Genomic DNA, 24,979 nt, shown 5'->3' on the forward strand with positions numbered 1-24,979 from the left:
ATAGCCTGGCGCGGTGCCGTACAAGACCCTCGACGACGTGGTCGAACACGAGACGGAGGTGCGGCGGTCGCGGTTCGTCTGCGCCGTCGCGCCCGCGCCCTCGGAACAGGCCGCCCGCGAGTTCATCACGGCCCACCGGGCGCTCTACGCCGACGCCACCCACAACTGCACCGCCTACGTGATCGGCGCCGGCGCGCGCCGCTCCGACGACGACGGCGAACCCGGCGGCACGGCCGGCACCCCGATGCTCGACGTGCTGCTGAAACGCGGCTACGCCGACGTGGTCGCCGTGGTGACCCGCTACTTCGGCGGCGTCCTGCTCGGCGCGGGCGGGCTCGTGCGCGCCTACGGCGGCGCGGTCGGGGAGACCCTCGACCGGGTCACCCCGGTGACGATGGTCGAGGCCCGGCTGGTCACGGTGTCGATCGACCACGCCCACGCGGGCCGGCTGGAGAACGACCTGAGGGGCCGCCACGACGTGCGCGCCGTCACCTACGGAGCCGAGGCGGCCTTCGACGTCGCGGTGACCGACCTCGGGGGGTTCGAGGAGTGGCTGGCCACCGCGACGGCCGGACGGGCGAGGGCGTCAGCCGGCGGCACGCTGTTCGTGCGGGCGGAAGACGCCTGAACACAGGACCACGACGATCCCGGCGACCGGCACCAGCAGCAGCCCGAGCCGGAGCGAGCTGGCGTCGGCGACGAGCCCGACCAGCGGCGGGGTGAGCAGGAACCCGGCCCGCAGCAGCCACGACAGCAGGGTCAGCCCGGTGCCCGGCCGGAAACCGGGAAGCTGGTCGGCGGTGTGCATGGCGCCGGGGATGAGCGTGGCGCTGCCGAACCCGGCCAGCCCGAACCCGGCGATGGTGCCGGGCACGCTCGGGAAGGCCAGCGCGAGCCCGATGCCGAGCGCGATGAGCAGCCCGCCGGCCTGGGCGACCGTGCGCTGCCCCCACCGGTCGACGAACCGGTCGCCCAGCGCCCGCCCGACGAACTGCGCGCCCACGACCGCGACCAGGCCGAACGCCGCGATGCCCGGCGCCGCGCCGAGCGACCCCGACAGGTAGACGGCGGCCCAGGTGCCCCCGGCGTCCTCGACGGTGGCGCCGCAGATCGCGATGACCGCCAGCAGCGCGAGCGCGCCGTAGGCGACCGTCCTGACCGGGACGGCGGGACCGTCGGTGACGGCCGCCTCGATCGGGTCCTGGGGTTCGGGGCCGGGCAGCAGGAAGCGGTAGGCGACCAGGTTGACGATGACGAACGTCACCGCCGAGATGGTCAGGTGCAGCCCGAGCGACAGGCCGAGCGCGGCGGCCGCGCCGCCCATGAGCCCGCCGGTGACGGCTCCCAGGCTCCAGATGGCGTGGAAGGAGTTGATGATCGAGCGTCCGTAGAGCCGCTGCACCCGCAGGCCGTGGGTGTTCTGGGCGACGTCCACGACCGAGTCGAGCGCGCCGACCGCGAACAGGGCCCCGGCGAACAGCGCCCAGCTGGGCGCGAGACCGGCGAGCAGCACGAACCCGCTGGTCAGGATCATGCCGCCGACCGCGACCCGGGACGACCGCAACCGCCGGATGAGGATCCCGGCGAGCAGCCCCGAGGCCAGCGACCCGGCGGGCACGGCGGCGACGGCGAGCCCGAACTGGGCGTTGGACAGCTCCAGCGACTCGATGATGGCGGGGTAGCGCGGCATCAGGTTGGCGAAGATGGCGCCGTTGGTGAGGAACAGCAGGGCGACCGCGACCCGGGCACGGCGTTCGGCGGGGGAGATCAGGGGAGCCCTCCAATTAAGGGGAGTCGCGTCAGCCTTCGAGGGCGTACTGCATGGCGCGGAACTTCGACTGGGCCTCGGCGAGCTCGGCCGCCAGGTCGGATCCGCCCATGATGCCGCATCCTGCGAAAAGGCGGGCGCGCGGCCCGTCGAGCTGGGCGCAGCGCAGCGCGATGCCCCACTCGCCGTCGCCCCGGGCGTCGATCCAGCCGACCGGCCCGGCGTAGCCGCCCCGGTCCATGTTCTCCAGCTGGGGGATCAGCGCGAGCGCGTCTTCGGTCGGGGTGCCGCCGACGGCGGCCGTCGGGTGGAGGGCGGCCACGACGTCGAGGACCGACGCGCCGTCGCTCAGCCTGCCGGTGACCCGGCTGGCCAGGTGCTGGACGTTGGGCAGCGACAGCAGCTCGGGCGAGGCCGGCACGTCGAGCTCGGCGCACAGCGGCTTCAGCGCGGCCTCCACCGAGGCGACGGCGCACGTGTGCTCGTAGCGGTCCTTGGGGGAGTCGAACAGCGTCGCCGGGTCGGCGCCGCTGGGGATCGTGCCGGCCAGCACGAGCGACTCGATGGCCTGGCCGGTGTGCCGCACGAGCAGCTCGGGCGTCGCGCCGATGAGGCCGCCGACCGAGAAGGTGTAGCACTCGGGGTAGCGCGCCGCGAGCCGGGCCAGCGGGACGCGCGGGTCGATGTCGGCCTCGGCGGTCGCGATGAGGTCGCGGGCCAGCACGACCTTCTCCAGCCCGCCCGATGTGATGTTCTTCACCGCGGTCGCGACGGCGTGTTCCCAGCCGGGCGCGGTCAGGGCGCCGTCGGAGTAGCGGATGCGGCCGGGCGGGGTGGCCGGGGTCACCAGCCCGAGGTTCTCCTCGCCGACGGTGGTCAGCCACGCCCGGCCGTCGCGGCGGGCGACCACGACACGCGGCACGACCAGCACCGACCCCGCCGAGGCGGGGTCGAAGGTGAAGCTGCCGAACGCGACGGGACCGGAGCCGGGACGGCCCACCTGGTCGTCGATGTCGGTGTGGCCGAACGCGGTGGCCAGCCAGTCGCGGGCCCAGGCGAACCGGCCGGGGCCCGGCGGTATCGTCACCCGCAGCGCCTCGCCCCACGCCACCAGGCCGTCGCCGTGGTGCACCCACGAGTAGGACGCGGGGCCGGGGAGCAGGGAGATGAGGTCACCGGGGTCGCGAACCGGGACCGTGCGGACCGGGAGCGGGGGATGGAGTCCGAGGGCGACGCTCACCTCACCCACTTTACGCAGAAACTGAACGTGTTCGACATCGGGGGCCCATCGGCCGCCCGCGGGTGTCAAGACCCGATAGCAGCTTGGTCATGGAAGAGACGCCTGCCGCCTCGGTAATAGAGCCTGGCCGTTCGTGATCTCTACCTTTGGCTCCCGGAGGTGTCCATGATCAAGAAGATCACGCCGGTGGTCGCTGCCGCCGTGCTGCTCGTCTGGCCGGGAACGGTCCAGGCGGCCGCCCAGCCGATCACGCTGGCGGCGCTCGGCGACTCGATCAGCGCGGGCTTCAACGCCTGCGGGTGGTACGTGGCGTGCACGTCGCGCTCGTGGTCGGCCGGTGACCACAAGGAGATCAACAGCCACTACCTGCGGCTGCTCGGCGACGGCGCGGACGTCAGGGGCCGCAACCGCAACTTCGCCTACAACGGCGCGACGAGCGCGGACCTGATGGAGCAGATGGAGGAGGCCCTCAAGGCCAAGGCCGGCTACGTGACGATCCTCATCGGCGCCCAGGACGCGTGCGTGCGGACCGAGCAGCAGATGACCCCGGTGGCCACCTACCGGGCGCGGGTCGACGCGGCGCTGGCCAAGCTGGCTCCGACGGGCGCGCAGGTCCGCATCGTCAGCATCCCCGACCTCAAGCGCCTGTGGCGGGTCGGCAAGGACAACGCGATCGCGCGGGCCTTCTGGGGCATCGCGCGCATCTGCCAGACGATGCTGGCCAACCCGACCTCGACCGCCCAGAAGGACGAGGACCGGCGCGACCGGGTCCGCGCCCGCGTGATCGCCTACAACGAGGAGATGGGCAAGGCCTGCGCCGCCTACGGCCCGAACTGCCGCTACGACGACGGCGAGGTGTTCAAGTTCCCGTTCACCCTGTCGATGGTGAGCAAGTGGGACTACTTCCACCCCAACGCCGAGGGCCAGCGGACGATCGCCCGGCTGTCCTTCCGGACCGTGGAGGCGCCGGTCTAGACGGTCTAGAGCCAGCCGTTCCGCCGGGCCACCCCGGCGGCCTCGACGCGGTTGCGGGTCCCGGTCTTGCCGATGGCCGACGACAGGTAGTTGCGCACCGTGCTCTCCGACAGGTGCAGCCGGGCGGCCAGGTCGGCGATGGCCGCGCCGTCCCCGGCGATGGCCAGGATCTCCCGTTCCCGTTCGGTGAGCGGGCTCGGCCCGGCCGACAGCGCGGCGGCGGCCAGGGCGGGGTCGACGACCCGCTCGCCCCGCAGCACGCGGCGGATGGCGTCGGCGAGCTCCTCGACGGGCCCGTCCTTGACGAGGAACCCGCGCGCGCCGGCGTCCATGGCGCGGCGCAGGTAGCCGGGCCGGCCGAACGTGGTGAGGATCAGGACCCGGCAGGCCGGCAGCCGGTCGCGCAGGTCGGCGGCGGCCTCCAGACCGCCCCGGCCGGGCATCTCGATGTCGAGCAGGGCGACGTCGGGGCGGGCCTCCAGCGCGGCGGGCACGACCTCGGTCCCGTCGCCGACCTGGGCGACGACCTCGATGTCGGGTTCGAGCCCGAGCAGCAGGGCCAGCGCGCCGCGCATCATGCCCTGGTCTTCGGCGAGCAGCACGCGGATCACGGACCGGCTCCTTCGGGGATGTTCACGAGCAGGCGGAATCCACCGCCGGGGACGTTCTCGGCGGTCAGCCGCCCACCGGCGGCCTCGACGCGTTCGCGCAGGCCGCCCAGGCCGTTGCCGACGGCCTTCGCCGCGCCGACGCCGTCGTCGGTGATCTCCAGCTCGGTCGCCTCGCCCAGCCGGACGGCGATGCCGCACGTCCGGGCGGAGCTGTGCCGGATGACGTTGGTCACACCCTCCCGGACCGCCCACCCGAGCAGCGCGTCGGTCTCGGGGGTGAGCGCGGTGTCGGCGGCCCGTACGGTCAGGTCGACCCCCGCGTCGGCCAGCGCGCCCCGGGCGGAGGCGAGCTCGGCGTCCAGCCCCCGGCCCCGGTAGCCGGTGACGGCGGCCCTGACCTGGGTGAGCGCCTCGCGGCCGATCTTCTCGATGTCGGCGGCCTGCCGGGCGGCGGCCTCGCCGTCACGCGGGGCGAGCCGGCGCACCACCTCCGCCTTGACGACCATGACCGACAGGGTGTGGCCGAGCAGGTCGTGCAGGTCGCGGGAGAACCGCAGGCGCTCCTCCGAGACGGCCACCCGGGCCAGCTCCTTCCGGGTGGTGCGCAGCTCCGCGATGGTGTCCCAGAGCTGCACGATGATCCAGGGCACCAGCCCGGCGACGAACACGCCCCAGCCGGAGAAGACGATGGACATGCCGTCGTACCCGCTCCGGGCGGCCGACAGGACCGCGACGCCGGTGATGGGCACAAGCAAGGCCACGCCGGGCCACTTCCGGACGATGGCGCCGGTGGCGACCGCGCTCATCGTGAGGGTGAAGGACCAGGAGCCGCCGAAGGCCAGCGCCGCCGCCGAGCTGGTGGTCACGAGCAGCGCCAGGGCGAGCCGCGACTGGCGGCGGGCGGTCCACACGTACAGTGCGGCGATCGCGGCGACGGCCGCCCAGCGGAGGATCGAGGGCCGGGCGACCGTTTCCAAGACGGGGAGGACCATGAGGAGGATCCAGAAGGTGAACCCTCCCTGACGGCTCGTCATGCACTCCTCCCGGCACGGCGGAAACCGTACAAAGCGTAGAGGGTGAAGGCGGCGGTCCACCCCAGCAGAGTGAGCAGCGCGCGCGGCGAGGGGGCCTCGCCGAACAGCACCGCGTAGGGCAGGTGCGTGTACGCCGCCACCGGGCTCCACTCGCTGACGGCCTGGAGCCACCCGGGGAAGCCCTGGGCAGGGAACCACAGGCCGCCGACGATCGACAGGGTGAGATATCCGGCCAGGTTGGCGGCGGCGGAGTTCTGCGGGCTGAGCAGGTAGGCGTTGCCGAGGGCGAAGAGGCTGAACGGGATGGTCCCGACCCACAGCAGCGCCGTCACCGCGACCCACTCGAACGGCGTGAGCGGCACCCCGTTGGCCAGCCCGCCCGCGGTGAGCACGAGCAGGATCGACGGCACCACGATGATCGCCCCGGTGGCGGCCTTCCCGGCGATCACCCGCCAGGGCCGGATCGGCAGCACCGCGAGCTGGGCGAGCCATCCGAGCGCCTTGTCCTCGCTGGTCCCGGTCCCGTTGCTGAACGCGCCGCCGAGCGCGCCGTAGGCGGCCATGGCCACCATGCTCCACGCCGCCGCGGCGGCCTGCGCCTCGGCGGTCTGCGCGCCGAGCCCGAGGTTGCTGAACAGCAGGTACATCACGACGGGCAGCGTGAGGCTCATGACGATGAAGCCGTGGTCGCGCAGCATCTTGCGGACCTCGAGCCGGATGTAGGCGGTCATGTCACTTCTCCTGGGGGACGAAGGGGGGTGGTCAGGCCAGGCGGCCGGAGACCAGGGCGAGGAAGGCGTCCTCCAGGTCGCCGCCCTTCTTGATCTCCTCGCCGGTGCCGTCGGCCACGATCCGGCCGTGGTTCATGACGACGATGCGGTCGGCGAAGCGGTCGGCCTCGTCGAGGTGGTGGGTGGAGAAGACGACGGTGCGCCCGGCGGCGGACAGGCCGTCCCAGAACTCGCGGCGGGCCTCGACGTCGAGCCCGGCGGTGGGCTCGTCGAGCACCAGCAGCTTCGGGTCCCCGGCCAGGGCCATGGCGAACCGCGCCCGCTGGCGCTGCCCGCCCGAGAGCCGGTCGACCCGCTGCCGGTCGAGGCCGGTGAGGCCGGTCTGGGCGACGATCCGGTCGTAGGGGAGGGCGTGGGGGGAGACGGCGCGGGCGAACCGGATCAGTTCCCGGACGGTGACCCGGGGCGGCATCCCGGCCTCCTGCTGCATGACCCCGACGAGCCCGGCGTTCAGCGCGGGCCGGGGCTCCTGCCCGAAGAGGGTGGCGCTGCCGGCGTCCGGGGGGAGGAGGCCGAGCAGCACGTTGATGGTGGTGGTCTTGCCCGCCCCGTTGGGGCCGAGCAGGGCGAGGCGCTGACCCTGGGGGACCGTCAGGGTGAGGCCGTCGACGGCGAGAACGTGCCGGTAGGCCTTGCGCAGGCCCTGGATGACGATGGCGTCGGTCATGGGAACGACGTTATTTCCGCCGCTCGCGGCCCTGTAGGGAGCCGAATCCCTGATTCGGCGGTACGAAAGTCCTGTTAGAGATCTACTTTGTAAAGGCGTCAGCCGCCGAACAGGTCGAGCTGCTCCGGTTCCGGAGCCCGCGCCGGCGGGACGGGCTGCGGCCGCGTCGCGCGCTCCCTGATGCCGTGTCTGCGGGCGAGCTCCGCCACCTGGGCGGTGATCCTCTGCTGGTAGGCCTTCGGCGCGTAGGCCCCGCGCCCGTAGAGCTCCCGGTAGCGCGGCACCAGCCTCGGGTGTTCGCGCTCCAGCCACTGGAGCCACCACTCGCGCGCGCCGGTGCGCAGGTGCAGCACGAGCGGGCTCAGCCCGGTCGCGCCCGCCTCGGCGATCTCCTTGACGGTCGCCTCCAGCTGGGCGGGGGAGTCGGTGAGGTAGGGCAGGATCGGCGCCATCAGCACCGAACACGGGACGCCGGCCTCGTTGAGCGCCGCGACCGCGCCCAGGCGGGCGCGCGGGCCGGGAGTGCCGGGCTCGGTGGCCCGCCAGGCGGCCGGATGGGTCGTGCCGATCGACATGGCGGTGGAGACGCGGGTGCGCGCGGCGGCCTCGGCGAGCAGGTCGAGGTCGCGGAGGATGAGCGTCCCCTTGGTCAGGATGGAGAAGGGGTTGGCGAACTCGGTGAGGACCCGGATGATGCCCGGCATCAGCCGATAGCGCCCCTCGCACCGCTGGTAGGGGTCGACGTTGGTGCCCATCGCGATGGGCTCGCCCCGCCAGCGCGGCCCGGCGAGCTCCCGGCGCAGCAGGTCGGCCGCGTTGGTCTTCACGACGATCTTCGTGTCGAAGTCGTGGCCGGCGTCGAGGTCGAGGTAGGTGTGGGTGTTGCGGGCGAAGCAGTAGACGCAGGCGTGGGTGCAGCCCCGATAGGGGTTGAGGGTCCATTCGAAGGGGACCCGGCTGGGACCGGGGACGCGGTTGACGATGCTCCGGGCCTGGATCTCGTAGAAGGTGACGCCGCGGAACTCCGGGGTGTCGATGGTCCGGACGACCGCACCCCTGGTGATCAGGGCGTTGTCGGGCCGGTCGGGGATGAGTTGCAGGTTGTCCCAGCGCATCCCATGATTGGAACATCTGTTCGATCATGATCGCAACGGAAAGCGCGGGCAAATCAGGCCCCACCAAACGGCTAACGATCTTCTTTAGGGGGAACGACCTCCGCACACACCTTGCATCCCTGGGAGGTGCGCCATGTCCTGGTCGCAAGACGAGGAACGGATGCTGGCGATGATCGAGCGGCACCTCACCGACGAGGATCCGAGGCTGGCCGCCCGTTTAGAGTCGTTCAACGAGCGGGTGGTGCGGGGCGAGCGCAATCGCCGCCGCACCGACGACAAGAGACGCCGGTGGCGGCGGTCGACGGTGGTGATCGCGGTGAGCTGGTTGCTGATCGCGACGTTGATCGCGACGCTGCTGGTGATGGCCTTCCACAACGAAGCCGCGGCGGTGCCCTTCTAGTTCGAGCCGTCCGTGGTCTCTTTTCTCCGTTACGGCTCCCGCACGCCCGCCGCCGCCCGCCGCCCCCGGTCCCCGCCGCACCCGGCGCCGGCCGCCCGCTCCCGCCCGCGCGCCATGACGGACAGGTGAGACGCCCCGTCGTTCTTAAATGCTTTGTCCGGGCCGCGATCCCGTGCGTAGGGTGCAGCGCATGGCTTCCCATTTCTGCTGCCCCGTTTTCATCCGCATCCGTCACAGCCGGGCTCTGGCCCGCTAGCGGACGCGATCATTTGCTGAACTAAAGGGCAGTTTCGCGTCCCCGGCGCGCCCAGGGCCCTTCGAGACCCGATTCCTCTCGAAGACCCTGAAAGGGCATTGCTGTGGCGCAGAATTTCGCGCACGGAAACTATTCGCACACCCAGAAGAAGGCCAGGAACAGCGGCGGGGGTCGCACGCCCGTCGACGGCGCGCGGCGGGACCTGTCGCAGAACTTCCTGGCCGACCGGCACGCGGTCGAGCTGATGGTGAAGGCCGCCGCCCCGGAAGGGCTCGTCCTGGAGCCCGGTGCGGGCGAGGGGGCGCTCACTTTCGCGCTGGCCGAGGTGGCCACGCGGGTGATCGCCTACGAGATCGATCCCCGGTTGGCGGGGCGGCTCGCCGCCCGTACGAAGGACAACGAGAACATCGACGTGGTCAGAGGTGATTTCACGCGTGCGCGGATACCACGGGAACCGTTCGCGGTGGTGGGGAACATTCCATACTCGGTCACTTCGAAGATGGTCGACTGGTGTCTACGGGCGCCGTCTCTATCGTCGGCGACACTTCTGACCCAGCGGGAGTACGCCCGCAAGCGTTCCGGCGACTACGGCCGGTGGAGCCTGGTCACGGTGGAGTCGTGGCCGTGGTTCGACTGGCGGCTGGGGCAGACCGTCTTCCGGGAGTCGTTCCGGCCGGTGCCCTCGGTCGACTCGGCGATCCTGCGGATCGACCGGCGGCCGGAGCCGCTGGTGTCCGACCGCCGGTCGTACCGTGAGCTGGTCGCGCTCGGGTTCGGCGGGGCCGGGGGTTCGGTCCGGGCGTCGCTGAGGTCCCGTCACGACGGGGTGGACGCGGCCCTGCGGGCGGCGGGCGTGCCCTACGACGCGGTGGTGGGACACGTCCACCCCGACCAGTGGGTGACCCTGTGGCGGCGCCTGATCAGGTGAGCCAGATCGCGGCGAGCCGGCGGGCCGCCAAGGGCGGTGGCGTGGCGCGGAGCATCGCGTCGCGCAGCCAGGCCCCCGGCCCGGTCAGCGTGGTCAGCCGTGACTGGCGGCTGGAGGCGAGCATGATCCGGTTGGCCCGGGGACGCCGTTCGGCGTCGTAGCGGCGCAGCCGTTCGGCCGCCTCCTCCGGTCCGGCGCCCTTCAGGTGCCGGACCAGCGCGGCGGCGTCCTCGAAGGCCTGGCTGGCTCCTTGCCCCAGGTCGGGGGTCATGCCGTGGGCGGCGTCGCCGAGCAGCGCGACGGTCCCCTTCGTGTACGAGTCCAGCGGCCGCGCCAGCCGGCTGATCGGGTCGACGTGGATGTCGGGCCCTGCGGTCGCCCGCAGAAGGGCGGGCACGGCCGGGTGCCAGTCGGCCATGAGCCTGGCCATCCCTTCCCTGGCCTCCTCCGCCGCCGGGACGGTCGCGGGCATGGCCGCGTCGGTGAACCAGTAGAGGCGGTCGGCCCCGAGCGGGAACAGGCCGAACATGGCGCCGCTGTGGCGGTCGATCAGGATCGCGGTGAGCAGGTCGTCGACGCCGGGCGGACGGGGCAGGGTGCCGCGCAGGTCCAGGCGGCCGGTGCGCCGGGTTCCCGGGTGGCCGGGGAAGAGGCGGGCGCGCAGGCGGCTGTTGATCCCGTCGGCCACCACGACCGCGTCGGCGGTGACCGACGCGAGGTCGTCGACGGGCGTGCCGGTGCGGACGCGGTCGAGGGGCAGCCGGGCGCGCAGCGCGCGGTGCAGGACGGCGCGGTCGACGACGACGGTCGGGCCGTACCGTTCCTGCGCCTTGACGGCGTCGGTGACCAGGAGCGGCCGCCCCTTCCGGTCGCGGAGACCGCCCTGCGCGGTCGGCATGACGTGTTCGCGGAGAGGGCCGGCCAGCCCGAGCGTGTCGAGGGCGGCCAGGCCGTTGGGCATGACGACCACCCCGGTGCCGGTCTCGCGCAGCTCGGGGGCGCGCTCGTGGAGGGTGACGTCGTGGCCGGTCAGATGGAGGCCGGTGGCGGCCGTGACGCCGCCGAGCCCGGCGCCGATGATGGCGATCTTCATGGGGGGTCCCGTCATTCACTACGGTCGTACTACTACGCCTATTGGTAACATGACCGGGTGCCGCCCTCCAATCCGGACCGCCGCCGCGCGCTGACCGACGCCGCGATCCGGCTCCTGGCCTCCTCCGGGGTCCACGGCCTGACCCACCGCACCGCCGAACGCGCCGCCGGCCTGCCGACCGGCACGGCCTCCAACTACTTCCGCAACCGCGAGGCGCTGCTGGTGGCCGCCGCCGAACGCGTGGTGGAGCTCCACCTGACCGACATGGACGCGGCGGCCGAGCACCAGGTGGGCGAGCCCGACCTGGCCGAGCTGCTGACGGACTCACTGCTGGGCGCGGCGACCGTGCTGCGCGACCGCTACCTGGCCATCTTCGAACTGCGGCTGGAGGCGGTCCGCCGCCCCGAGCTCAACCGGGCGCTGGAGGGCCTCCAGGCGGCGGCGACCGTCTTCACGACCGGCCACCACGCCCAATTGGGCCTGGCGATCCCGCCCGAGAGGGTGCCCGCGCTGATGGCGCTGTACGGAGGCGCGCTGTTCACCCTGGTCACGGCCCCGCCGGGCACGGTCACCCGGGAGGGCGTCGAGATGATCGTGCGGGCGATGGTGTCCGGCGGAGCGCCGGACTAGGGCTCCTGGCGGGTGATCGACGGGTGGAGGGCGATGACCACGCGGTGGTCGCGGCCGCCCGGTGACTGTTCGTCGTGGTAGCGCGACACCAGGGACGCCACGGCGGCCGACAGCTCCTCGGCGAAGGCGGCGCGGTCGCGGGCGCTGGCGAAGCGGACGGTCCCGTCGACGGCGAACGTCGCCACCTTCTGCTGGGCGCGCTCCGAGCGGGTGATCAGGGTCCCGACGTCCTTGACGAGCTGGGCGGCCAGGGCCAGCAGCCACGCGGCCGACAGGCGGTCGGGGCGCTTGGCGGGGTCGGGTTCGACGGCGGCCAGCGCGGCGGGGGAGATGACGTAGGCCCCGGCGGTCGCGCGCATGACGCGTTCGGTCACGTTGCCCTTGCGGCGCTCCTCGACCAGCTCGACGAGGCCGTGCTTCTCCAGCGTCTTGAGGTGGTAGTTGACCTTCTGCCGGGGCAGGCCGATCTTGGCGGCGAGCTGGGTGGCCGAGCCGGGCAGCGAGAGTTCGGCCAGGATGCGGGCGCGGACCGGGTCGAGGGACACCTCGGCCGCAGCCGCGTCGTCGATGACCGCCACTTCGAGCATGGGCTCAGCGTCTCACCGACAAAAATATTTGTCAAAGGCCGCGCAGGAAGTCGGCCGCCACCGGCGCGGCCACCTTGCCGCCGCCTCCGCCGCCCTCCACGACGACCGCGAACGCCACGTCGCCCCGGTAGCCGTGGAACCACGCGTGGGAGGGCAGTTCGGGGCCGCTGCCGTATTCGGCCGTGCCCGTCTTGCCGTAGGCGCCGCTCGGGAGCCCGGCCGCCTTGGCGGTGCCCTTGGAGACCACGGCGCGCATCATGGCCCGCAGGTCGTCGGCCACGCCGTCGGGCAGCGGGGTCTCCTCGGCCTTCTGCTTCAGGCCCGGCACCAGGGTCGGCGGACGCCAGGTCCCGTCGGCGACCGCGGCGGCGACCGAGGCCATGACCAGCGGGCTGGCGATGATCTTCGCCTGGCCGAACGACTCGGCGGCCAGCTCGGCGTCGGAGGTCGCCTTAGGCATGCTGCCCTTGGTCGCCGGGACGCCGATGTTGAGCGGCTGGTTAAACCCCAGGCTGCCGGCGATCTCGTAGAGGCCCTCGGCGCCGAGGTGCTCCTCGGCCAGCGGCGCGAAGGTGGTGTTGCAGGAGTAGGCGTAGGAGTCGCTGAAGCTGATCGTGCCGTATTCGGCGTTGTCGCTGTTGCGGATCTTGAGGCCGCCGACGTTGGCGTTCTCCGGGCAGGTCACGCTCTCGCCCGGCCCGACGCCCTTGGCCAGCAGGCCGGCGGCGGTGACCGTCTTGAAGGTCGAGCCGGGGGCGTACTGGCCGTTGAGGGCGCGGTTGAAGTCGCCGCGGTTGTTGGCGATGGCCAGGATCTCGCCGGTCGCGGGGCGGACGGCCACCAGCGAGGCGGGCTTGTCGAGGTCGCGGATGGCGTCGGCGGCGGCGTTCTGGACGTTCATGTCCAGACTCGTTCTGACCGGCTCGCCCTCCTTGCCCTTGATCGACTCCAGCGGCTTGTCGCCCGCCATGACGTCGGTGGTGGGGGTCCCGGCCAGCCGCTTCTGGAAGGTCTCCTGGAGGCCGCCGCGTCCGATCGCCTGGTTCTTGCGGTAGGCGGGGCCGAGTTTGGCGATGTCCTTGGCGGTCGCCTTGTCGAGGAAACCGGCCAGCTGCTGGACCGACCCGCCGACGTCGGTGCCGTCGATGCGGTTGCCCTGGGAGTCGGTCAGCGCGGCCCGCTGCGGCCAGGTGGTCTTCAGGGCGAGCTTGGACGTGCCGTCGATGCCGGGGTGGAGCGCCTGCGGTCTCCAGTCGACCTTCCAGTGCCGGTCGAACACGACCAGGTCGAAGGTGCCCGTGTACGTCCAGGGCCCGACGTCGGCGATGTCGAGGGTGGCCGTGTAGGAGGCCTCGTAGCGGTCTTCGCCCGCGGGCGTCACGTTCCCCAGCTCGACGCTCTTGAAGGTCGCCTTGAGATCCTTGGCGATCGAGGCGGTCACCGTGTCGAAGGTCGCCGGGACCGGGGTGACCAGCTGCGTCTTCATCGCCGCCAGGTCGCCCGCGCCCCAGGCCGCGGCATATTGCCGGGCCGTCTCCTGCGGGGTGCCGCGCGTGTGCAGCACCCACCACGCCCCGGCGCCGCCGCCCGCCGCGGCGACCACTCCGGCCACCGAGATGATCGCTATCGTTCGTCCCCGCACGCCGGAGAGCTTAGCGAACCCCATTCTTTACATATCGGGATTTGTTACGCATTGGGCCTTTTGGCGTAGCTGGGCACGTACTCCTGGCCGGACAGCTCGCGGATCGCCTCCATGATCTGGTCGGTGACCTCGCGCCGGTCGCGGGCCTTGCCGGCCTCTCCTTCGAAGGTCATCGGCTTGCCGATCTTCACCGTGATGCGGTGGACGCGCGGCACCGACGCGCCGGGCGGGAGCACCTTGTCGGTGCCCTCCAGCGCCACCGGCAGCACGGGCGCGCCGGTCGTCAGGGTCAGCCAGGCCACGCCGATCTTGCCCTTGTAGAGGCGGCCGTCGGGGGAGCGGGTGCCCTCGGGGTAGATGCCGAACAGGCCGCCCTCGTCGAGGATCCCGGCGGCGGCGTCGAGCATCGCCTGGGCGGCGCCGGCGCTGTCGCGGTCGATCGCCAGGTTGCCGCTCATGATCATGCGGGTGATCGGGTTGCCGGTGAAGTATTCGTTCTTGGCGACGAAGGTCACGCGGCGAGGCATCAGGGCGGGCAGGAAGAAGGAGTCGAGCGCGGACAGGTGGTTCGCGGCGATGATCGCCGGCCCGCGCTCGGGGACGTGCTCCATCCCCTCGACGCGGGGCCGCCAGACGGCATGCATCACCGGGATGCTGACGAGTTTGGCGGCACGGTAGAACAGCGACGACAAGGGGGCTCCTCCCTCGGTTGACCGCTCCCAGCCTAGATCTCGCCGCCACCCCGAAACGACGATGCCCCGCGCGGAGGCGGGGCATCGCTGGAGAACGTTTTAGGCCGGTGTGGTGGTCGCCTCCTCGGCGAGATGCACAACACGGTTCCAGCCGAACGGTATTCCGTGAAGGCGGTATATGCGGCCCGGGGGACACATCCACACCGGCACTACGTAGTTAACCACACGCGGGGGCTCGCTGTTCCCCGGCCCGTAGGCTGGCGGCATGCCGATCACGATCCGTGCCCTCAATCGCGCCCTGCTGGCCCGGCAGGGACTGCTGGAACGGATGCGGATGCCGCTGCCCGAGGTGGCCGAGCGGGCCGGCGCGTTGCAGATGCAATACTGGCCCGCGCTGGGCCCGGCGCTGTGGACCCGCGCCCACGAGTGCCCGCCCGAGTCGCCGTGGCAGGCCCACTCGACCGGCGACCTGGTGACCGGGACCCTGCTGCGCGGCACCATCCACACCGTCACCCCGGGTGACTATCCGGCCTACGCGGCCGTGTCGGCGGCCTCCAAGGTGGGCTCGTTCCGGGCCGGGCCCGAGCCGGAGATCGGCGAGCTGCTGACCATGGTGCGCGAGCTCGGCGACACGCCGCGCCCGGCCGCCGACATCGTCACCGCGATCGACACCTGGGTCGAGGCGAACCCGGGCGTGTTCTCCGACCGCGAGATCGAGCTCCAGCGCCTCTACCGGTGGACGTCGGTGGTGATGCGGGTCGGCTTCATCCGCGTCCCGGCCGAGGGAACCTGGTCCCGCCGCACCCCGGTCCTCTACGCGCGCGGCCCCGCGACGCAGTTCCCGCCGCTGCGGGAGGCGCTCGACTTCGTGATCCGCCGCCATCTGCGGGCGTTCGGGCCGGCCGCCGCCGAGGACGTGGCCGCCTGGATCGCCTGGAACATCACCCCCGTGCGCACGGCCCTGGAGGCCATGCCCGACCTGGAGCGGTTCCTCGACGACGAGGGCCGGACCCTGTTCGACCTGCCCGACGCGCCCCGCCCCGGCGAGGACGTCGAGGCGCCGGTCAGGCTGCTGCCGTGGTTCGACAGCACCCTGCTGGCCTACGCCACCGGCCGGCGCGCCCGCATCCTGCCCGACCCCCACAAGGACCACGTCTACGTGAAGGCCAACGGCCAGCTCAAGCCGTCGTTCCTGGTCGACGGCCGGGTGGCCGGGCTGTGGACGATCAGCGTCGCCAAGGGCGCGGCGGCGCTGATCCTGACCCCGCTGGAGCAGGTCCCGATCCTGGCCAAGGCCGAGCTGATCGCCGAGGCCAAGCGGCTGCTGGAGTTCACCCACCCCGACGCCGCCTCCCACGAGGTGGCCTTCCGGGGTTAGACGCCCATCGCGATGCGCCGTCTGCCCAGGTGGAGGCCGATGATGGCGGTGAGGAGGGCGGCGAGGGCGCCGTACAGGACCGGAGTGTCCAGGAACCTTCCGGCGAACAGGGCGCGTTCGGCCTCCACGATGTAGGTGACCGGGTTGACCGACGCCGCCGCCCGGAGCCAGCCGGGCCCGTTCTCGACCGGCAGCAGCACGCCCGACAGCAGCAGCAGCGGGAACATGACGACCTGGGTGACGCCGTAGAACAGCTCACCGCCGGGCGCCGAGACGATGGCCAGCACGAACGAGAGCGCGCCGAGCCCGATCCCGAACACCACCAGCAGCGCCAGCCCGGTCAGCACGCCGGGCAGGTGCGGGTCGAGCCCGAGCGGGACGGCCAGCCCGATGATCAGCACGGCCTGGGCGAGCAGCACCACGAACTCCTTGAGCGTGCGGCCGACCAGCAGCGCGGTCCGGCTGACCGGGGTGACCAGCAGGCGCTCCATGGACCCGCCGATGAGGTCGAGCAGCAGGAAGTATCCGGCCATCAGCGGCCCGGACAGGCACATCATGATCAGGATGCCGGGCACGAACCACTGCCAGGCGGGGCCGGGCGTGGCGGTGCCCTCCGCCAGCAGCGGGCCGAACAGGTAGAGGAACAGCAGCGGCTGGGCCATGGTGAAGACCAACGAGAGGGGGTCGCGCCAGACGGGCGCGAACTCGCGGGTGAAGATCGTGGCGGTGTCGCGGAGGAAGGCCATGGGGGTCAGGCGTCCTTGTCTCGGATGGTCCGGCCGGTGAGGGCGAGGAAGACGTCGTCGAGGGTCGGGCGGGAGCTCTCGGCCGTGTCGACCTTGACGCCCGCCGCGTCCAGCGCCCGCACGAACTCCGGCAGCGCCCGGTCGGCGGCGGCGACGCGCAGGGTCAGCGCCCCGCCGTCGACGGTGACGCCGTCCGCTCCGGGCAGGCCCGCCGCGAGCTCGGCGGCGCGGGGGAGGTCGGCCGGGTCGTGGAGGGTGACGGTGAGGCGGTCGCCGGCCAGGTCGGCCTTCAGGCGGCGGGCGGTGCCGTCGGCGATGAGGCGGCCCTGGTCGATGACGACGACGCGTTCGGCCATCGCGTCGGCCTCGTCCAGGTAGTGGGTGGTGAGCAGCAGGGTCGTGCCGTGGTCGGCGCGCAGGCGCAGGATGTGCGACCAGATCTCGGCGCGGCTGGCCGGGTCGAGGCCGGTGGAGGGTTCGTCCAGGAACAGCAGGGGCGGGCGGTTCATCAGGCCGAGCGCGATGTCCAGGCGGCGGCGCTGGCCGCCCGACAGGGTCGACGGCTTGCGGGCGAACAGCCCGTCGAGGCCCACCACGGCCAGCAGCTCCTCGGCGCGGGCCCGTGCCTCGCGGCGGGGCATGCCGTGGCAGCGGCCCTGCGTGACGAGCTCGTCGCCGATGCGGAAGGCCTCCCCGGCGCCGTTCTTCTGGCCGATGTAGCCGATCTTGGCGCGCACGGCCGCGCGTTCGGTCGTGACGTCGTGCCCGGCGACCCTGGCGGTGCCGGACGTGGGCGGGAGCAGGCCGGTCAGCATGCGCAGGCAGGTCGACTTGCCCGCGCCGTTCGGGCCGAGGAAGGCGACGAGCTGCCCGGCCTCCACATCCAGGTCGACGCCGCGCACCGCCTCGACGGTGGTCTTCCTCTTGATCGTGTACGTCTTGGTCAGGCCACGGGCATGGATCACGGACGCTCCTTCACATTCGGGCACGCCGAACAGACCCCTGGTGGGGGGCGGTGGGGGATCGATCCATCCTGACCTGCGGCAGGGCACCCAGGCAAACGTGAAATGTACGTTCACGTTCGCTCCGACCTGCGGAAACGCCATAGCGTGCCGATGGCGTACATAGCGTGAAAAGGGGCGGTGAGCTGCGGGGCAATCGCTTGGTGAAGATTTTTTGATCGGGGGCGATACGGTCGGTGCCATGACGTACGCGCTGATGATCCATGGCACCCGGGCCGAGTTCCCGGCCGTCGGGATACGGCCGGTGATCGAAGGCTCATGACCGGCTTGGACGCGGTGACCGACCGCCTGCTGCGCGACCTGGCGCCGCAGGTGCTGGCGGTGCTGGTCCGCCGCTGGGGCCGTTTCGACGCGTGCGAGGACGCCGTCCAGGACGCCCTGCTCGCGGCGGCGCTCCAGTGGCCCGTCGAGGGGATCGCGGCCAACCCGAAGGCGTGGCTGGTGACCGTCGCCTCGCGCCGCCTGGCAGCCGAGGCGCGCGAGCGCCGCGAGGAGCGCGCCGCGTCCACGCCCGGTCCGATCGACGACGTGGAGAGCCACGACGACACCCTCACCCTGCTGTTCCTGTGCTGCCACCCCTCGATCCCGCCGTCGTCGCAGATCGCGCTGACCCTTCGGGCGGTCGGCGGCTTGACGACCGGGCAGATCGCACGGGCGTTCCTGGTGCCCGAGGCGACCGTCGGTCAGCGCATCGGCCGCGCCAAGGAGGCGATCACGAGCGCGGGGGCGCGCTTCGAGCTCCCGTCCGCCCACGAGTGGGAGGAGCGGCTGGCGGTCGTCCTGCACGTCCTCCATCTGATCTTCAACGAGGGCTACGCCGCCGACGCCGGGGCGGGGCTGGTGGACGTCCGGCTCACCTCCGAGGCGATCCGGCTGACCCGGCGGCTCCACCGGCTGCTGCCCGGCGAGGGCGAGGTGGCCGGGCTGCTCGCGCTCATGCTGCTCACCGACGCGCGCCGCCCGGCCCGCACCGGCCCGGGCGGGATCCTCGTCCCGCTGGCCGAGCAGGACCGTTCCCGCTGGAACCGGATCCTCGTTTCCGAGGGCGTCGCCCTGATCGCCGACAGCCTGCGCTCCGCGCCGCTGGGCCCCTACCAGGTGCGGGCGGCGATCGCGGCCGTCCACGACGAGGCCCCCAGCGACGAGGAGACCGACTGGCGGCGGATCCTGGCCCTCTACGAGACCCTCCAGCGCTACTGGCCCGGCCCCATGGTCTCCCTCGACCACGCCGTCGCCGTGGCCATGGTCCACGGCCCCGCCGCCGGCCTCGACCTGGTGGCCGCCCTGGAGGAGGAGAGCGTGTGGAGGGGCCACCACCGGGTGGAGACCGTCCGGGCCCACCTGCTCGACATGGCCGGGGACCTCGACGGCGCGCGCGCCGCCTACGCCAAGGCCGCGCGCCGGACCGCGAGCCTGCCCGAACGGCGCTACCTGGAGCACAAGGCACGCCAGGCGGACCCCAGAATGGACAGGTGATGCGAGAACTCGCCGGCCTGGTCGGCGACGGGGGCGTGGTGGTCCTCAGCGGCGCGGGACTGTCCACGGAGTCGGGCATCCCCGACTACCGGGGCGAGACCGGCCGGGCCCGCCGCGCCGACCCGATGACCTACCAGACCTTCACCACCAGCGCCGCCGCCCGCCGCCGCTACTGGGCCCGCAGCCACGTCGGCTGGCGCCACATGCGCCGGGTCGAACCCAACGCCGGCCACCACGCGGTCGCCGAGCTGGAACGCCTCGGCCTGCTCGACGGCGTGGTCACCCAGAACGTCGACGGCCTCCACCAGGCGGCCGGCAGCCGCCGCGTGATCGAACTCCACGGCGGCCTCGACCGGGTGGCCTGCCTGGCCTGCCGCGAGCGCACCCCCCGCACCGAGCTCGACGCCCGCCTCAAGGCGGCCAACCCCGGCTTCGACGCGGCCGTCGGCCCGATCAACCCCGACGGCGACGCCGCGCTGGCCGACGAGCTGGTGGCCGGTTTCACCGTCGTCGACTGCACCGGCTGCGGCGGCCTGCTCAAGCCCGACGTGGTCTTCTTCGGCGAGAACGTCCCCCAGCCGAGGGTCGACGAGTGCTTCGCCATGGTGGCGGCGTCCCGGCTGCTGCTGGTGCTGGGCTCGTCGCTGGCCGTGCGGTCGGGCCGCCGGTTCGTCGACCGGGCCGAGTCGCTCGGCATCCCGATCGCGATCGTCAACCAGGGCCCGACGGGCGGCGACGCCCAGGCGCTGCTCAAACTGGACGCGCCCCTGGGGGCGACGCTGACGCGGCTGGTCGGGACTGCCTGATCGCGCCACATCCGGCCGCGGCGTCAACACCCGGGCGGGATCGCCCGTCTGAGGGGGTGTGAGCCAGGACCCCGACTTCGCCGCGTTCGCCGCCGAACGCGCCGACGCCCTCCTCCGGTACGGCTACGTCCTCAGCGGCAACCCGCACGACGCCGCCGACCTCACCCAGGAGGCGCTGGCGCGGCTGCACCGGGCGTGGCCCCGCGTCCGGCGGCGGGACGACCCCGAGGCGTACGTCCGGGTGACCATGGCGCGGCTCCACATCAGCGTCTGGCGCGGCCGCCGCCGCGAGCACCTGGCCTGGGACCCGCCCGACCTGACCTGGGACGACGATCGGCCCGCCGACCGCGAGCAGGGCCTGTGGCGGGCGCTGGCCGGGCTGCCCCACAGGCAGCGCGCCGTGCTGGTGCTGCGCTACTACGAGGACCGGACCGACGCCGAGATCGCCCAGGTGCTGGGCATCTCGCGCGGCACCGTCCGCAGCCACGCCAGCCACGGCCTGGCCCGCCTGCGATCCGTCATCGGGGACACCGAAGCCGACAGGAGCCTGCGATGACGATCGAGGACGACCTGCGCACCACCCTGCGCCGGGCCGCCGCCCACGCCCCCCTCGCCCCGCCCGCGCTGGTGGCCGGGATCGGCCGCCGGAGCCGCCGCCGGACCCGGGCCCGGCTGCTCGCCTCGGCCGCCGCCGTCGTCGTGGTCACGGCCGGGACGGTCCTGGCGATCCGGCAGGAGAGCCCCCGGCCCGTGGTGGTCAACCCGTCCCTGCCGGCCATCACCCGCGAGCAGGTGGTGGGCGCGCCGCCGGTGGAGGAGGTGTGGCCGGAGGCGGTCCGGGTCGTCCCGGCGGCCCTGCGCGACGGCCGCCGCCTGCGCGCCCTGGCCCTCGCCGGCGACCGCACCGCGCTGCTGTCGACCTGGGGCTCCCACGAGAACGCCAACGCCGTCTACGCCTACGACCAGGTCACCCGCCAGATCCGCAAGGTCACCGACGTCCGCACGCGGAAGGGCGAGATCTCCGACGGCTTCCTCGTCGACGGCGACCGGCTGATCTGGCACGTCACGACCGGCACGTCGGCGGTCCTGTGGCAGGCGCCGCTGTCCGGCGGCCCCGCGCGGCGGCTGCCCGGCGGGCTCCCGCACGTCCCGGCGCGGATGGAACTCCACGGCGACCGGCTGGTCTACTCCGCGCGGGAGGGCGTGTTCACCGTCCCGGCCACCGGCGGGCGGCCCGAGCCGGTGCCCGGCGGGCAGGGGCTGTTCCTGCTGGAGTGGCCGTGGGCGGGCGCCTTCGAGCCGGCCGACATGATCGAGATCGCGTTCCGGCGGCTGGTCAACCTGGAGACGGGCGAGGTCTCCGAGGTCACCCCCGGGCCGGGGGAGAAGAACGTGATCTGCGGGGTGACCACCTGCTCGGGGCTGCGCGCCGACGGCGGCGCGTTCGTCCGGGGCCGGGACGGGACCGGGGAGCGGGCGCTGCCGGGACTTCCACACGGCCTGGCCGCCGACCGGATCATGGGGCTGACCGACTCCCGGCCGGAGGAGTCCGAGCAGTACCTCCTCGACGTGACGACCGGCCGGGCCGGCAGCCTGGAGCTCGACATCCCGGCCGACGACGAGTCGTACACCACGATCGCCGTCACCGTCGACCGGCGGGACATGCTCAGCGCGCATCGGATCGGCGCCGAAACGTTGGTGATCATCGACCTGCGGCGGATAGTCTCCGGCTCGTGATCGACGGGATCGGCGCCCTGGTGGCGCGTCATCTGGGCCGTCCGGCCCAGTCGGTGGTCAAGCTCGGCGAAGGCTGGGACAACGTCGCCTTCGAGGTCGACGGCGACCTCATCGTGCGCGGCAGCAAGGAGGGCGGCGCCGAGGAGGTCCGCCGGGAGGCCCGCCTCCTCGCCCTCGTCGCGCAGGTGTCGCCCGTGCCCGTCCCCCGGGTCGTCTTCGTCGACGAGGGGGCGGGCGTGATGGCGTACCGGAAACTGCCGGGAGAACCCCTCGACAGCCGGCTCGGGATCGCGGTCGCCGAACCCCTGGGAGCCTTCCTCGCCGCCATGAACGCGGTGCCCGCCGAGCGGGTCGAGGGGCTGGTCGAGGTCGACGACGACCCCTTCTACGCCTGGCTGGCCGGGACCATCGAGGAGTACCACGAGGTCGTCCGCGACCACGTGCCGGACGACCTGCGCGGCGACGTCGAGAAGTTCCTGCGCGCCGACCCGCCCCGCGACCAGACCAGGCGGATGGCCTTCTGCCACAACGACCTCGGCTGCGAGCACGTCCTGACCGACGGGACCGCCGTCACCGGCGTCATCGACTGGACCGACGCCGCGATCTCCGACCCCGCTTACGACCTGGGCCTGATCCTGCGCGACCTCGGCCCCGACGTGTTCGCCGGGACGCTGCGCAGCTACCGCGAGCACGGCGGCGACGCGGGCCCCGACGCGGAGGTCCGGGCCCGGTTCTACGCCCGCTGCGCGATCATCGAGGACATCGCCTACGGCCTGACCCAGCCCGGCGCGCAGCACTACGCCGACGAGGGCCTGTCCCACCTGGCCTGGACGTTCGCCGGCTGACTGAGCACCCGCAGGGTGTCGGCGGCCCGGTCGGGCGGCACGAACAGGTGGTCGTGGAAGTAGGCCGACACCGCGTTCGACGGGATGCCCTCCGCCGCGAGCGCGGTGGCGACGGCGGCCAGCATGCCGACCGCCGCCAGCGACGAGTGCACCCGCAGGGTGATCCACCGGCACGGGAACACGCCCTCGGCCTGCCCCTCGGGCACGACCAGGGTCAGCCCTTCGGGCTCGGTGAAGGTCAGCACCGGCGTCACGCCCGGCGGGGTCTCGCGGGCGGTGACGAAGACGTAGACGCCGTCGTGGAGCACCGGGTCGAGGTCCGCCAGCAGGGTCGCCAGGTCGCTCTCGCCGGGGGTCACCCGATCACCGCCGCGACGATCTGCGACGGGTCGCGCTCCAGATTGTCGCGGCTGTGGATGTAGATGTCGGTGGTGGAGGAGCTCGCGTGGCCGAGCGCCTGCTGGAGCTGCTTCACCGACGCGCCCCGGTCGCTGGCGACGGTCGCGAAGGTGTGGCGCAGCGCGTGGGGCGTCACCTTCGACTCCAGCCCGGCCGCCTTGGCGACCTTCACGACCAGCCGGTAGGCGTCGGCCCGGTCGAGCGCCCGGCCGCCCGCGGTGGCGAACAGCGGCCCGGTCAGCTTCTCCCTGGTGATCCCGGCGAGGCGGGCGCGGTCGTCGAGGTAGGCGTCGAGCGCCGCCGCGGTGGCCGGGGGCAGGTTCCGCACGCGGGTCTTCTGGCCCTTGCCGACGATCCTGAGGGTACGGTGGCCGCGCTGATGCCCCAGGTCGTCGACGGTGGCGGCCAGGGCCTCCGACACGCGCGGCCCGAGTTCGATCATCAGGCGGACGAACGCGGCCGTCCGCAGGGCGGTGGGCCCCTTCGCGGCGTCGGCGGCGGCCACCAGGGCGCGGGCCTCGTCCTCGGTGAGGCCGACGGTCTCGGACTGGAAGCGCTCGACCTTGGGGCGGCGGACCCGCGTGAACGGGTTGGCCTCCAGCAGCCCTTCGTCGGTGGCGTAGGCGTACCAGGAGGAGACGGCCGACAGCTTCCTGGCGAGGGTGCGCGGCGAGACGGGCTCCAGCCAGCGGGCGAACGCGTCGCCGTGGACGCGGATGACCCGCAGCGGGTGGATCTCGTGCCGTTCGCAGAAGGCCAGCCACTGGGCCAGGTCGGAGCCGTAGGCCGAACGGGTGTGCGGCGAGGCGAACGACAGCAGCCAGGCCTGGGTGAGCCGGTCGAGCACCGCCTGCCCGTCGCGGGCCAGCACGCCGTCGATCACGCGTTCGGGCAGACTCATGATCGTCAGGATACTCCGGCGCGGGCCAGCAGCAGCGCCTTCTCGCGGGCGTTCCTGGTCAGCTCGGCCGCCCTGCGGAACTCGGCCCTGGCCTCCTCGTCGCGGCCGAGCCTGGCCAGCAGGTCCCCCCGGACGGTGGGCAGCAGGTGGTAGCCCGCCAGCGCCGGATCTTCGGTGAGCTCGTCGACCAGGGCGAGCCCGGCCTGGGGCCCGTAGGCCATCGACAGGGCCACCGCCCGGTTGAGCTCGACGACCGGGGAGGGGACCTGTTCGGCCAGCCGTTCGTAGAGGGCCGCGATCCGGCCCCAGTCGGTCGCCTCGGCGGTCTCGGCCCGCGCGTGGCAGGCGGCGATGGCGGCCTGGAGCGCGTAGGGGCCGTGGCCCGCCTTCTCCAGGGCGGCCAGCCCCGCCGCGATGCGGCCCCGGTCCCATCTCGCGCGGTCCTGGTCGAGGAGCAGGATCGGGACGCCGGCGTCGTCGGTGCGGGCGTCCAGGCGGGAGGCCTGGATCTCCAGGAGCGCCCGCAGCCCGTGCACCTCGGGCTCGGCGGGCAGCAGGTCCTCCAGCAGGCGGGCCAGCCGCAGCGCCTCCTCGCACAGGTGGGGCCGGATCCAGTCGTCGCCCGCGGTCGCCGTGTAGCCCTCGTTGAAGATCAGGTAGATGACCTCCAGGACCGCCTCCAGCCGTTCGCCGAGCTCCTCGCGGGGCGGGACCTCGAACGGGACCCGCTCCTTGGCCAGGGTCTTCTTGGCGCGGGAGATCCGCTGCGCCAGCGTGGCCTCCGGGGTGAGGAACGCGCGGGCGATCTCGTCGGTGCTCAGCCCGCCGAGCAGCCGCAGCGTCAGCGCCACCCGGGTCTGCGTGGTGAGCACCGGGTGGCAGGCGACGAACACCAGCCGCAGGACGTCGTCCTCGATGGCGTCGGGGTCGGGCTGCTCCGCCACGCCGCTCGCCCGCCGGGCCAGTTCGGCCAGCCGCTCGTCGTGGCGCTCCCGCCGCCGGAACAGGTCGACCGCGCGGCGCTTGGCGACCGTGGTCAGCCACGCCCCCGGGTTGCGGGGCACGCCGTCGCGGGGCCACTGTTCGAGGGCCGCGACGAGCGCGTCCTGGGCCAGCTCCTCGGCCAGGCCGACGTCGCCGGTCAGCCGCGTCAGGCCCGCGATGACCCGGGCCGCCTCGGTCCGCCAGACCTCCTCCGCCGCCTGGTTCGCCTTGTTGGTCACCGGGACATTCCACCAGA

Annotated in this window: 27 protein-coding genes; 11 read left to right on the forward strand and 16 right to left on the reverse strand. The window is 73.0% G+C overall.

Going from position 1 to position 24,979, the window contains the following annotated elements; all coding sequences use genetic code 11:
- Window positions 1-13 precede the first annotated feature (13 nt).
- On the forward strand, window positions 14-628 hold the full coding sequence (locus AW270_RS02020) for an IMPACT family protein (RefSeq protein ID WP_061289823.1): 615 nt from the start codon (window positions 14-16) through the stop codon (window positions 626-628).
- Here the strand turns inward: AW270_RS02020 and AW270_RS02025 are convergent.
- A complete protein-coding gene (locus AW270_RS02025) occupies window positions 587-1,771 on the reverse strand; it encodes an MFS transporter (protein ID WP_061289826.1) in 1,185 nt (394 codons plus the stop codon). The two genes, AW270_RS02020 and AW270_RS02025, sit on opposite strands and share 42 nt — an antisense overlap.
- A 28-nt stretch (window positions 1,772-1,799) precedes the next feature.
- The gene (locus AW270_RS02030; protein ID WP_061290169.1) at window positions 1,800-3,008 is read right to left on the reverse strand and encodes an isochorismate synthase; all 1,209 of its coding nucleotides are present in this window, start codon (window positions 3,006-3,008) and stop codon (window positions 1,800-1,802) included.
- Window positions 3,009-3,173: 165 nt separating this feature from the next.
- Between AW270_RS02030 and AW270_RS02035 the strand changes: the two genes are divergently transcribed.
- Window positions 3,174-3,983, forward strand: a complete 810-nt coding sequence (locus AW270_RS02035) for a GDSL-type esterase/lipase family protein (RefSeq protein ID WP_061289829.1) — start codon at window positions 3,174-3,176, stop codon at window positions 3,981-3,983.
- 5 nt (window positions 3,984-3,988) lie between these two features.
- Here AW270_RS02035 and AW270_RS02040 read toward each other — a convergent pair whose 3' ends face one another.
- The 5 genes from AW270_RS02040 to AW270_RS02060 all read right to left on the reverse strand — a co-directional run bounded on the left by AW270_RS02040 (window position 3,989) and on the right by AW270_RS02060 (window position 8,201).
- Window positions 3,989-4,594, reverse strand: coding sequence for a response regulator transcription factor (locus AW270_RS02040; protein ID WP_061289832.1), 606 nt, complete (start codon window positions 4,592-4,594; stop codon window positions 3,989-3,991).
- Window positions 4,591-5,628 (reverse strand): sensor histidine kinase, encoded by a 1,038-nt coding sequence (locus tag AW270_RS02045; RefSeq protein WP_061289835.1) that lies wholly within the window; start codon window positions 5,626-5,628, stop codon window positions 4,591-4,593. The genes AW270_RS02040 and AW270_RS02045 overlap by 4 nt, the downstream gene beginning before the upstream one ends.
- Window positions 5,625-6,359, reverse strand: a complete 735-nt coding sequence (locus tag AW270_RS02050) for an ABC transporter permease (RefSeq protein ID WP_061289838.1) — start codon at window positions 6,357-6,359, stop codon at window positions 5,625-5,627. The genes AW270_RS02045 and AW270_RS02050 overlap by 4 nt, the downstream gene beginning before the upstream one ends.
- A gap of 31 nt (window positions 6,360-6,390) precedes the next feature.
- Window positions 6,391-7,086 carry an ABC transporter ATP-binding protein gene (locus AW270_RS02055; RefSeq protein ID WP_061289841.1) on the reverse strand — a complete coding sequence of 232 codons (696 nt, stop codon included), beginning with the start codon at window positions 7,084-7,086 and terminating at the stop codon, window positions 6,391-6,393.
- A 98-nt stretch (window positions 7,087-7,184) separates the two neighbouring features.
- Window positions 7,185-8,201, reverse strand: coding sequence for an Rv2578c family radical SAM protein (locus AW270_RS02060; protein ID WP_061289845.1), 1,017 nt, complete (start codon window positions 8,199-8,201; stop codon window positions 7,185-7,187).
- 133 nt (window positions 8,202-8,334) lie between these two features.
- Here AW270_RS02060 and AW270_RS02065 point away from each other — a divergent pair, with 133 nt between their 5' ends.
- Together AW270_RS02065 and erm are read left to right on the forward strand one after the other, a co-directional pair.
- The gene (locus AW270_RS02065; RefSeq protein ID WP_061289847.1) at window positions 8,335-8,601 is read left to right on the forward strand and encodes a DUF3040 domain-containing protein; all 267 of its coding nucleotides are present in this window, start codon (window positions 8,335-8,337) and stop codon (window positions 8,599-8,601) included.
- Window positions 8,602-9,059: 458 nt separating this feature from the next.
- A complete protein-coding gene (gene erm, locus AW270_RS02070) occupies window positions 9,060-9,785 on the forward strand; it encodes a 23S ribosomal RNA methyltransferase Erm (RefSeq protein WP_063819072.1) in 726 nt (241 codons plus the stop codon).
- On the opposite strand, the gene AW270_RS02075 is transcribed toward erm, so the two are convergent.
- Entirely contained in the window at window positions 9,778-10,878 is a 1,101-nt protein-coding gene (locus AW270_RS02075; RefSeq protein ID WP_061289853.1) for an FAD-dependent monooxygenase, read from the reverse strand. The two genes, erm and AW270_RS02075, sit on opposite strands and share 8 nt — an antisense overlap.
- Before the next feature lie 57 nt (window positions 10,879-10,935).
- Here AW270_RS02075 and AW270_RS02080 point away from each other — a divergent pair, with 57 nt between their 5' ends.
- On the forward strand, window positions 10,936-11,508 hold the full coding sequence (locus AW270_RS02080; RefSeq protein WP_061289856.1) for a TetR/AcrR family transcriptional regulator: 573 nt from the start codon (window positions 10,936-10,938) through the stop codon (window positions 11,506-11,508).
- Here the strand turns inward: AW270_RS02080 and AW270_RS02085 are convergent.
- From AW270_RS02085 to AW270_RS02095, 3 genes are read right to left on the reverse strand one after another with little or no spacing between them, the layout of a single operon-like run.
- Window positions 11,505-12,095 (reverse strand): ArsR/SmtB family transcription factor, encoded by a 591-nt coding sequence (locus AW270_RS02085; RefSeq protein ID WP_174549834.1) that lies wholly within the window; start codon window positions 12,093-12,095, stop codon window positions 11,505-11,507. The genes AW270_RS02080 and AW270_RS02085 overlap by 4 nt on opposite strands.
- 31 nt (window positions 12,096-12,126) lie before the next feature.
- The gene (locus AW270_RS02090; RefSeq protein WP_245674531.1) at window positions 12,127-13,737 is read right to left on the reverse strand and encodes a penicillin-binding transpeptidase domain-containing protein; all 1,611 of its coding nucleotides are present in this window, start codon (window positions 13,735-13,737) and stop codon (window positions 12,127-12,129) included.
- A gap of 44 nt (window positions 13,738-13,781) precedes the next feature.
- Entirely contained in the window at window positions 13,782-14,429 is a 648-nt protein-coding gene (locus AW270_RS02095) for a lysophospholipid acyltransferase family protein (protein ID WP_245674532.1), read from the reverse strand.
- 265 nt (window positions 14,430-14,694) lie between these two features.
- Here AW270_RS02095 and AW270_RS02100 point away from each other — a divergent pair, with 265 nt between their 5' ends.
- Complete coding sequence (locus AW270_RS02100) at window positions 14,695-15,807, forward strand: winged helix DNA-binding domain-containing protein (RefSeq protein WP_061289862.1); 1,113 nt, start codon at window positions 14,695-14,697, stop codon at window positions 15,805-15,807.
- On the opposite strand, the gene AW270_RS02105 is transcribed toward AW270_RS02100, so the two are convergent.
- Together AW270_RS02105 and AW270_RS02110 are read right to left on the reverse strand one after the other, a co-directional pair.
- Window positions 15,804-16,553: an ABC transporter permease gene (locus AW270_RS02105; RefSeq protein ID WP_061289866.1), complete on the reverse strand. Its 750-nt coding sequence runs from the start codon at window positions 16,551-16,553 to the stop codon at window positions 15,804-15,806. The two genes, AW270_RS02100 and AW270_RS02105, sit on opposite strands and share 4 nt — an antisense overlap.
- Window positions 16,554-16,558: 5 nt before the next feature.
- A complete protein-coding gene (locus tag AW270_RS02110; RefSeq protein ID WP_061289869.1) occupies window positions 16,559-17,518 on the reverse strand; it encodes an ATP-binding cassette domain-containing protein in 960 nt (319 codons plus the stop codon).
- 315 nt (window positions 17,519-17,833) lie between these two features.
- On the opposite strand from AW270_RS02110, the gene AW270_RS02115 reads away from it, so the two are divergent.
- From AW270_RS02115 to AW270_RS02135, 5 genes are read left to right on the forward strand one after another with little or no spacing between them, the layout of a single operon-like run.
- A complete protein-coding gene (locus tag AW270_RS02115; protein ID WP_061289871.1) occupies window positions 17,834-19,051 on the forward strand; it encodes an RNA polymerase sigma factor in 1,218 nt (405 codons plus the stop codon).
- The gene (locus AW270_RS02120; protein WP_061289874.1) at window positions 19,051-19,857 is read left to right on the forward strand and encodes an NAD-dependent protein deacetylase; all 807 of its coding nucleotides are present in this window, start codon (window positions 19,051-19,053) and stop codon (window positions 19,855-19,857) included. The genes AW270_RS02115 and AW270_RS02120 overlap by 1 nt, the downstream gene beginning before the upstream one ends.
- Before the next feature lie 58 nt (window positions 19,858-19,915).
- Complete coding sequence (locus AW270_RS02125) at window positions 19,916-20,413, forward strand: SigE family RNA polymerase sigma factor (protein WP_061289877.1); 498 nt, start codon at window positions 19,916-19,918, stop codon at window positions 20,411-20,413.
- The gene (locus AW270_RS02130) at window positions 20,410-21,594 is read left to right on the forward strand and encodes a TolB family protein (RefSeq protein WP_061289880.1); all 1,185 of its coding nucleotides are present in this window, start codon (window positions 20,410-20,412) and stop codon (window positions 21,592-21,594) included. The genes AW270_RS02125 and AW270_RS02130 overlap by 4 nt, the downstream gene beginning before the upstream one ends.
- A gap of 53 nt (window positions 21,595-21,647) precedes the next feature.
- Window positions 21,648-22,439 carry a phosphotransferase family protein gene (locus AW270_RS02135; protein ID WP_439649031.1) on the forward strand — a complete coding sequence of 264 codons (792 nt, stop codon included), beginning with the start codon at window positions 21,648-21,650 and terminating at the stop codon, window positions 22,437-22,439.
- On the opposite strand, the gene AW270_RS02140 is transcribed toward AW270_RS02135, so the two are convergent.
- The 3 genes from AW270_RS02140 to AW270_RS02150 are packed head-to-tail and all read right to left on the reverse strand — an operon-like array spanning window position 22,391 to window position 24,962.
- Window positions 22,391-22,798, reverse strand: coding sequence for an ACT domain-containing protein (locus AW270_RS02140; protein WP_061289887.1), 408 nt, complete (start codon window positions 22,796-22,798; stop codon window positions 22,391-22,393). The two genes, AW270_RS02135 and AW270_RS02140, sit on opposite strands and share 49 nt — an antisense overlap.
- Window positions 22,795-23,739 carry a tyrosine-type recombinase/integrase gene (locus tag AW270_RS02145; RefSeq protein ID WP_061289890.1) on the reverse strand — a complete coding sequence of 315 codons (945 nt, stop codon included), beginning with the start codon at window positions 23,737-23,739 and terminating at the stop codon, window positions 22,795-22,797. Before AW270_RS02145 ends, AW270_RS02140 begins: the two co-directional genes overlap by 4 nt.
- Window positions 23,740-23,744: 5 nt before the next feature.
- Window positions 23,745-24,962: an RNA polymerase sigma factor gene (locus AW270_RS02150; RefSeq protein WP_245674533.1), complete on the reverse strand. Its 1,218-nt coding sequence runs from the start codon at window positions 24,960-24,962 to the stop codon at window positions 23,745-23,747.
- Between the last annotated feature and the right edge of the window lie 17 nt (window positions 24,963-24,979).

The organism is Herbidospora cretacea (genome assembly GCF_001570605.1).
Taxonomy (GTDB): Bacteria; Actinomycetota; Actinomycetes; order Streptosporangiales; family Streptosporangiaceae; genus Herbidospora; species Herbidospora cretacea.

What these genes read in the sequence shown, in the direction of transcription:
- AW270_RS02035 (WP_061289829.1), top strand. Translation starts at nt 3,174, where the DNA reads ATGATCAAGAAGATCACGCCGGTGGTCGCTGCCGCCGTGCTGCTCGTC.
- AW270_RS02045 (WP_061289835.1), bottom strand. Translation starts at nt 5,628, where the DNA reads ATGACGAGCCGTCAGGGAGGGTTCACCTTCTGGATCCTCCTCATGGTC.
- AW270_RS02050 (WP_061289838.1), bottom strand. Translation starts at nt 6,359, where the DNA reads ATGACCGCCTACATCCGGCTCGAGGTCCGCAAGATGCTGCGCGACCAC.
- AW270_RS02055 (WP_061289841.1), bottom strand. Translation starts at nt 7,086, where the DNA reads ATGACCGACGCCATCGTCATCCAGGGCCTGCGCAAGGCCTACCGGCAC.
- AW270_RS02060 (WP_061289845.1), bottom strand. Translation starts at nt 8,201, where the DNA reads ATGCGCTGGGACAACCTGCAACTCATCCCCGACCGGCCCGACAACGCC.
- AW270_RS02065 (WP_061289847.1), top strand. Translation starts at nt 8,335, where the DNA reads ATGTCCTGGTCGCAAGACGAGGAACGGATGCTGGCGATGATCGAGCGG.
- AW270_RS02075 (WP_061289853.1), bottom strand. Translation starts at nt 10,878, where the DNA reads ATGAAGATCGCCATCATCGGCGCCGGGCTCGGCGGCGTCACGGCCGCC.
- AW270_RS02085 (WP_174549834.1), bottom strand. Translation starts at nt 12,095, where the DNA reads ATGCTCGAAGTGGCGGTCATCGACGACGCGGCTGCGGCCGAGGTGTCC.
- AW270_RS02100 (WP_061289862.1), top strand. Translation starts at nt 14,695, where the DNA reads ATGCCGATCACGATCCGTGCCCTCAATCGCGCCCTGCTGGCCCGGCAG.
- AW270_RS02105 (WP_061289866.1), bottom strand. Translation starts at nt 16,553, where the DNA reads ATGGCCTTCCTCCGCGACACCGCCACGATCTTCACCCGCGAGTTCGCG.
- AW270_RS02115 (WP_061289871.1), top strand. Translation starts at nt 17,834, where the DNA reads ATGACCGGCTTGGACGCGGTGACCGACCGCCTGCTGCGCGACCTGGCG.
- AW270_RS02120 (WP_061289874.1), top strand. Translation starts at nt 19,051, where the DNA reads ATGCGAGAACTCGCCGGCCTGGTCGGCGACGGGGGCGTGGTGGTCCTC.
- AW270_RS02130 (WP_061289880.1), top strand. Translation starts at nt 20,410, where the DNA reads ATGACGATCGAGGACGACCTGCGCACCACCCTGCGCCGGGCCGCCGCC.
- AW270_RS02145 (WP_061289890.1), bottom strand. Translation starts at nt 23,739, where the DNA reads ATGAGTCTGCCCGAACGCGTGATCGACGGCGTGCTGGCCCGCGACGGG.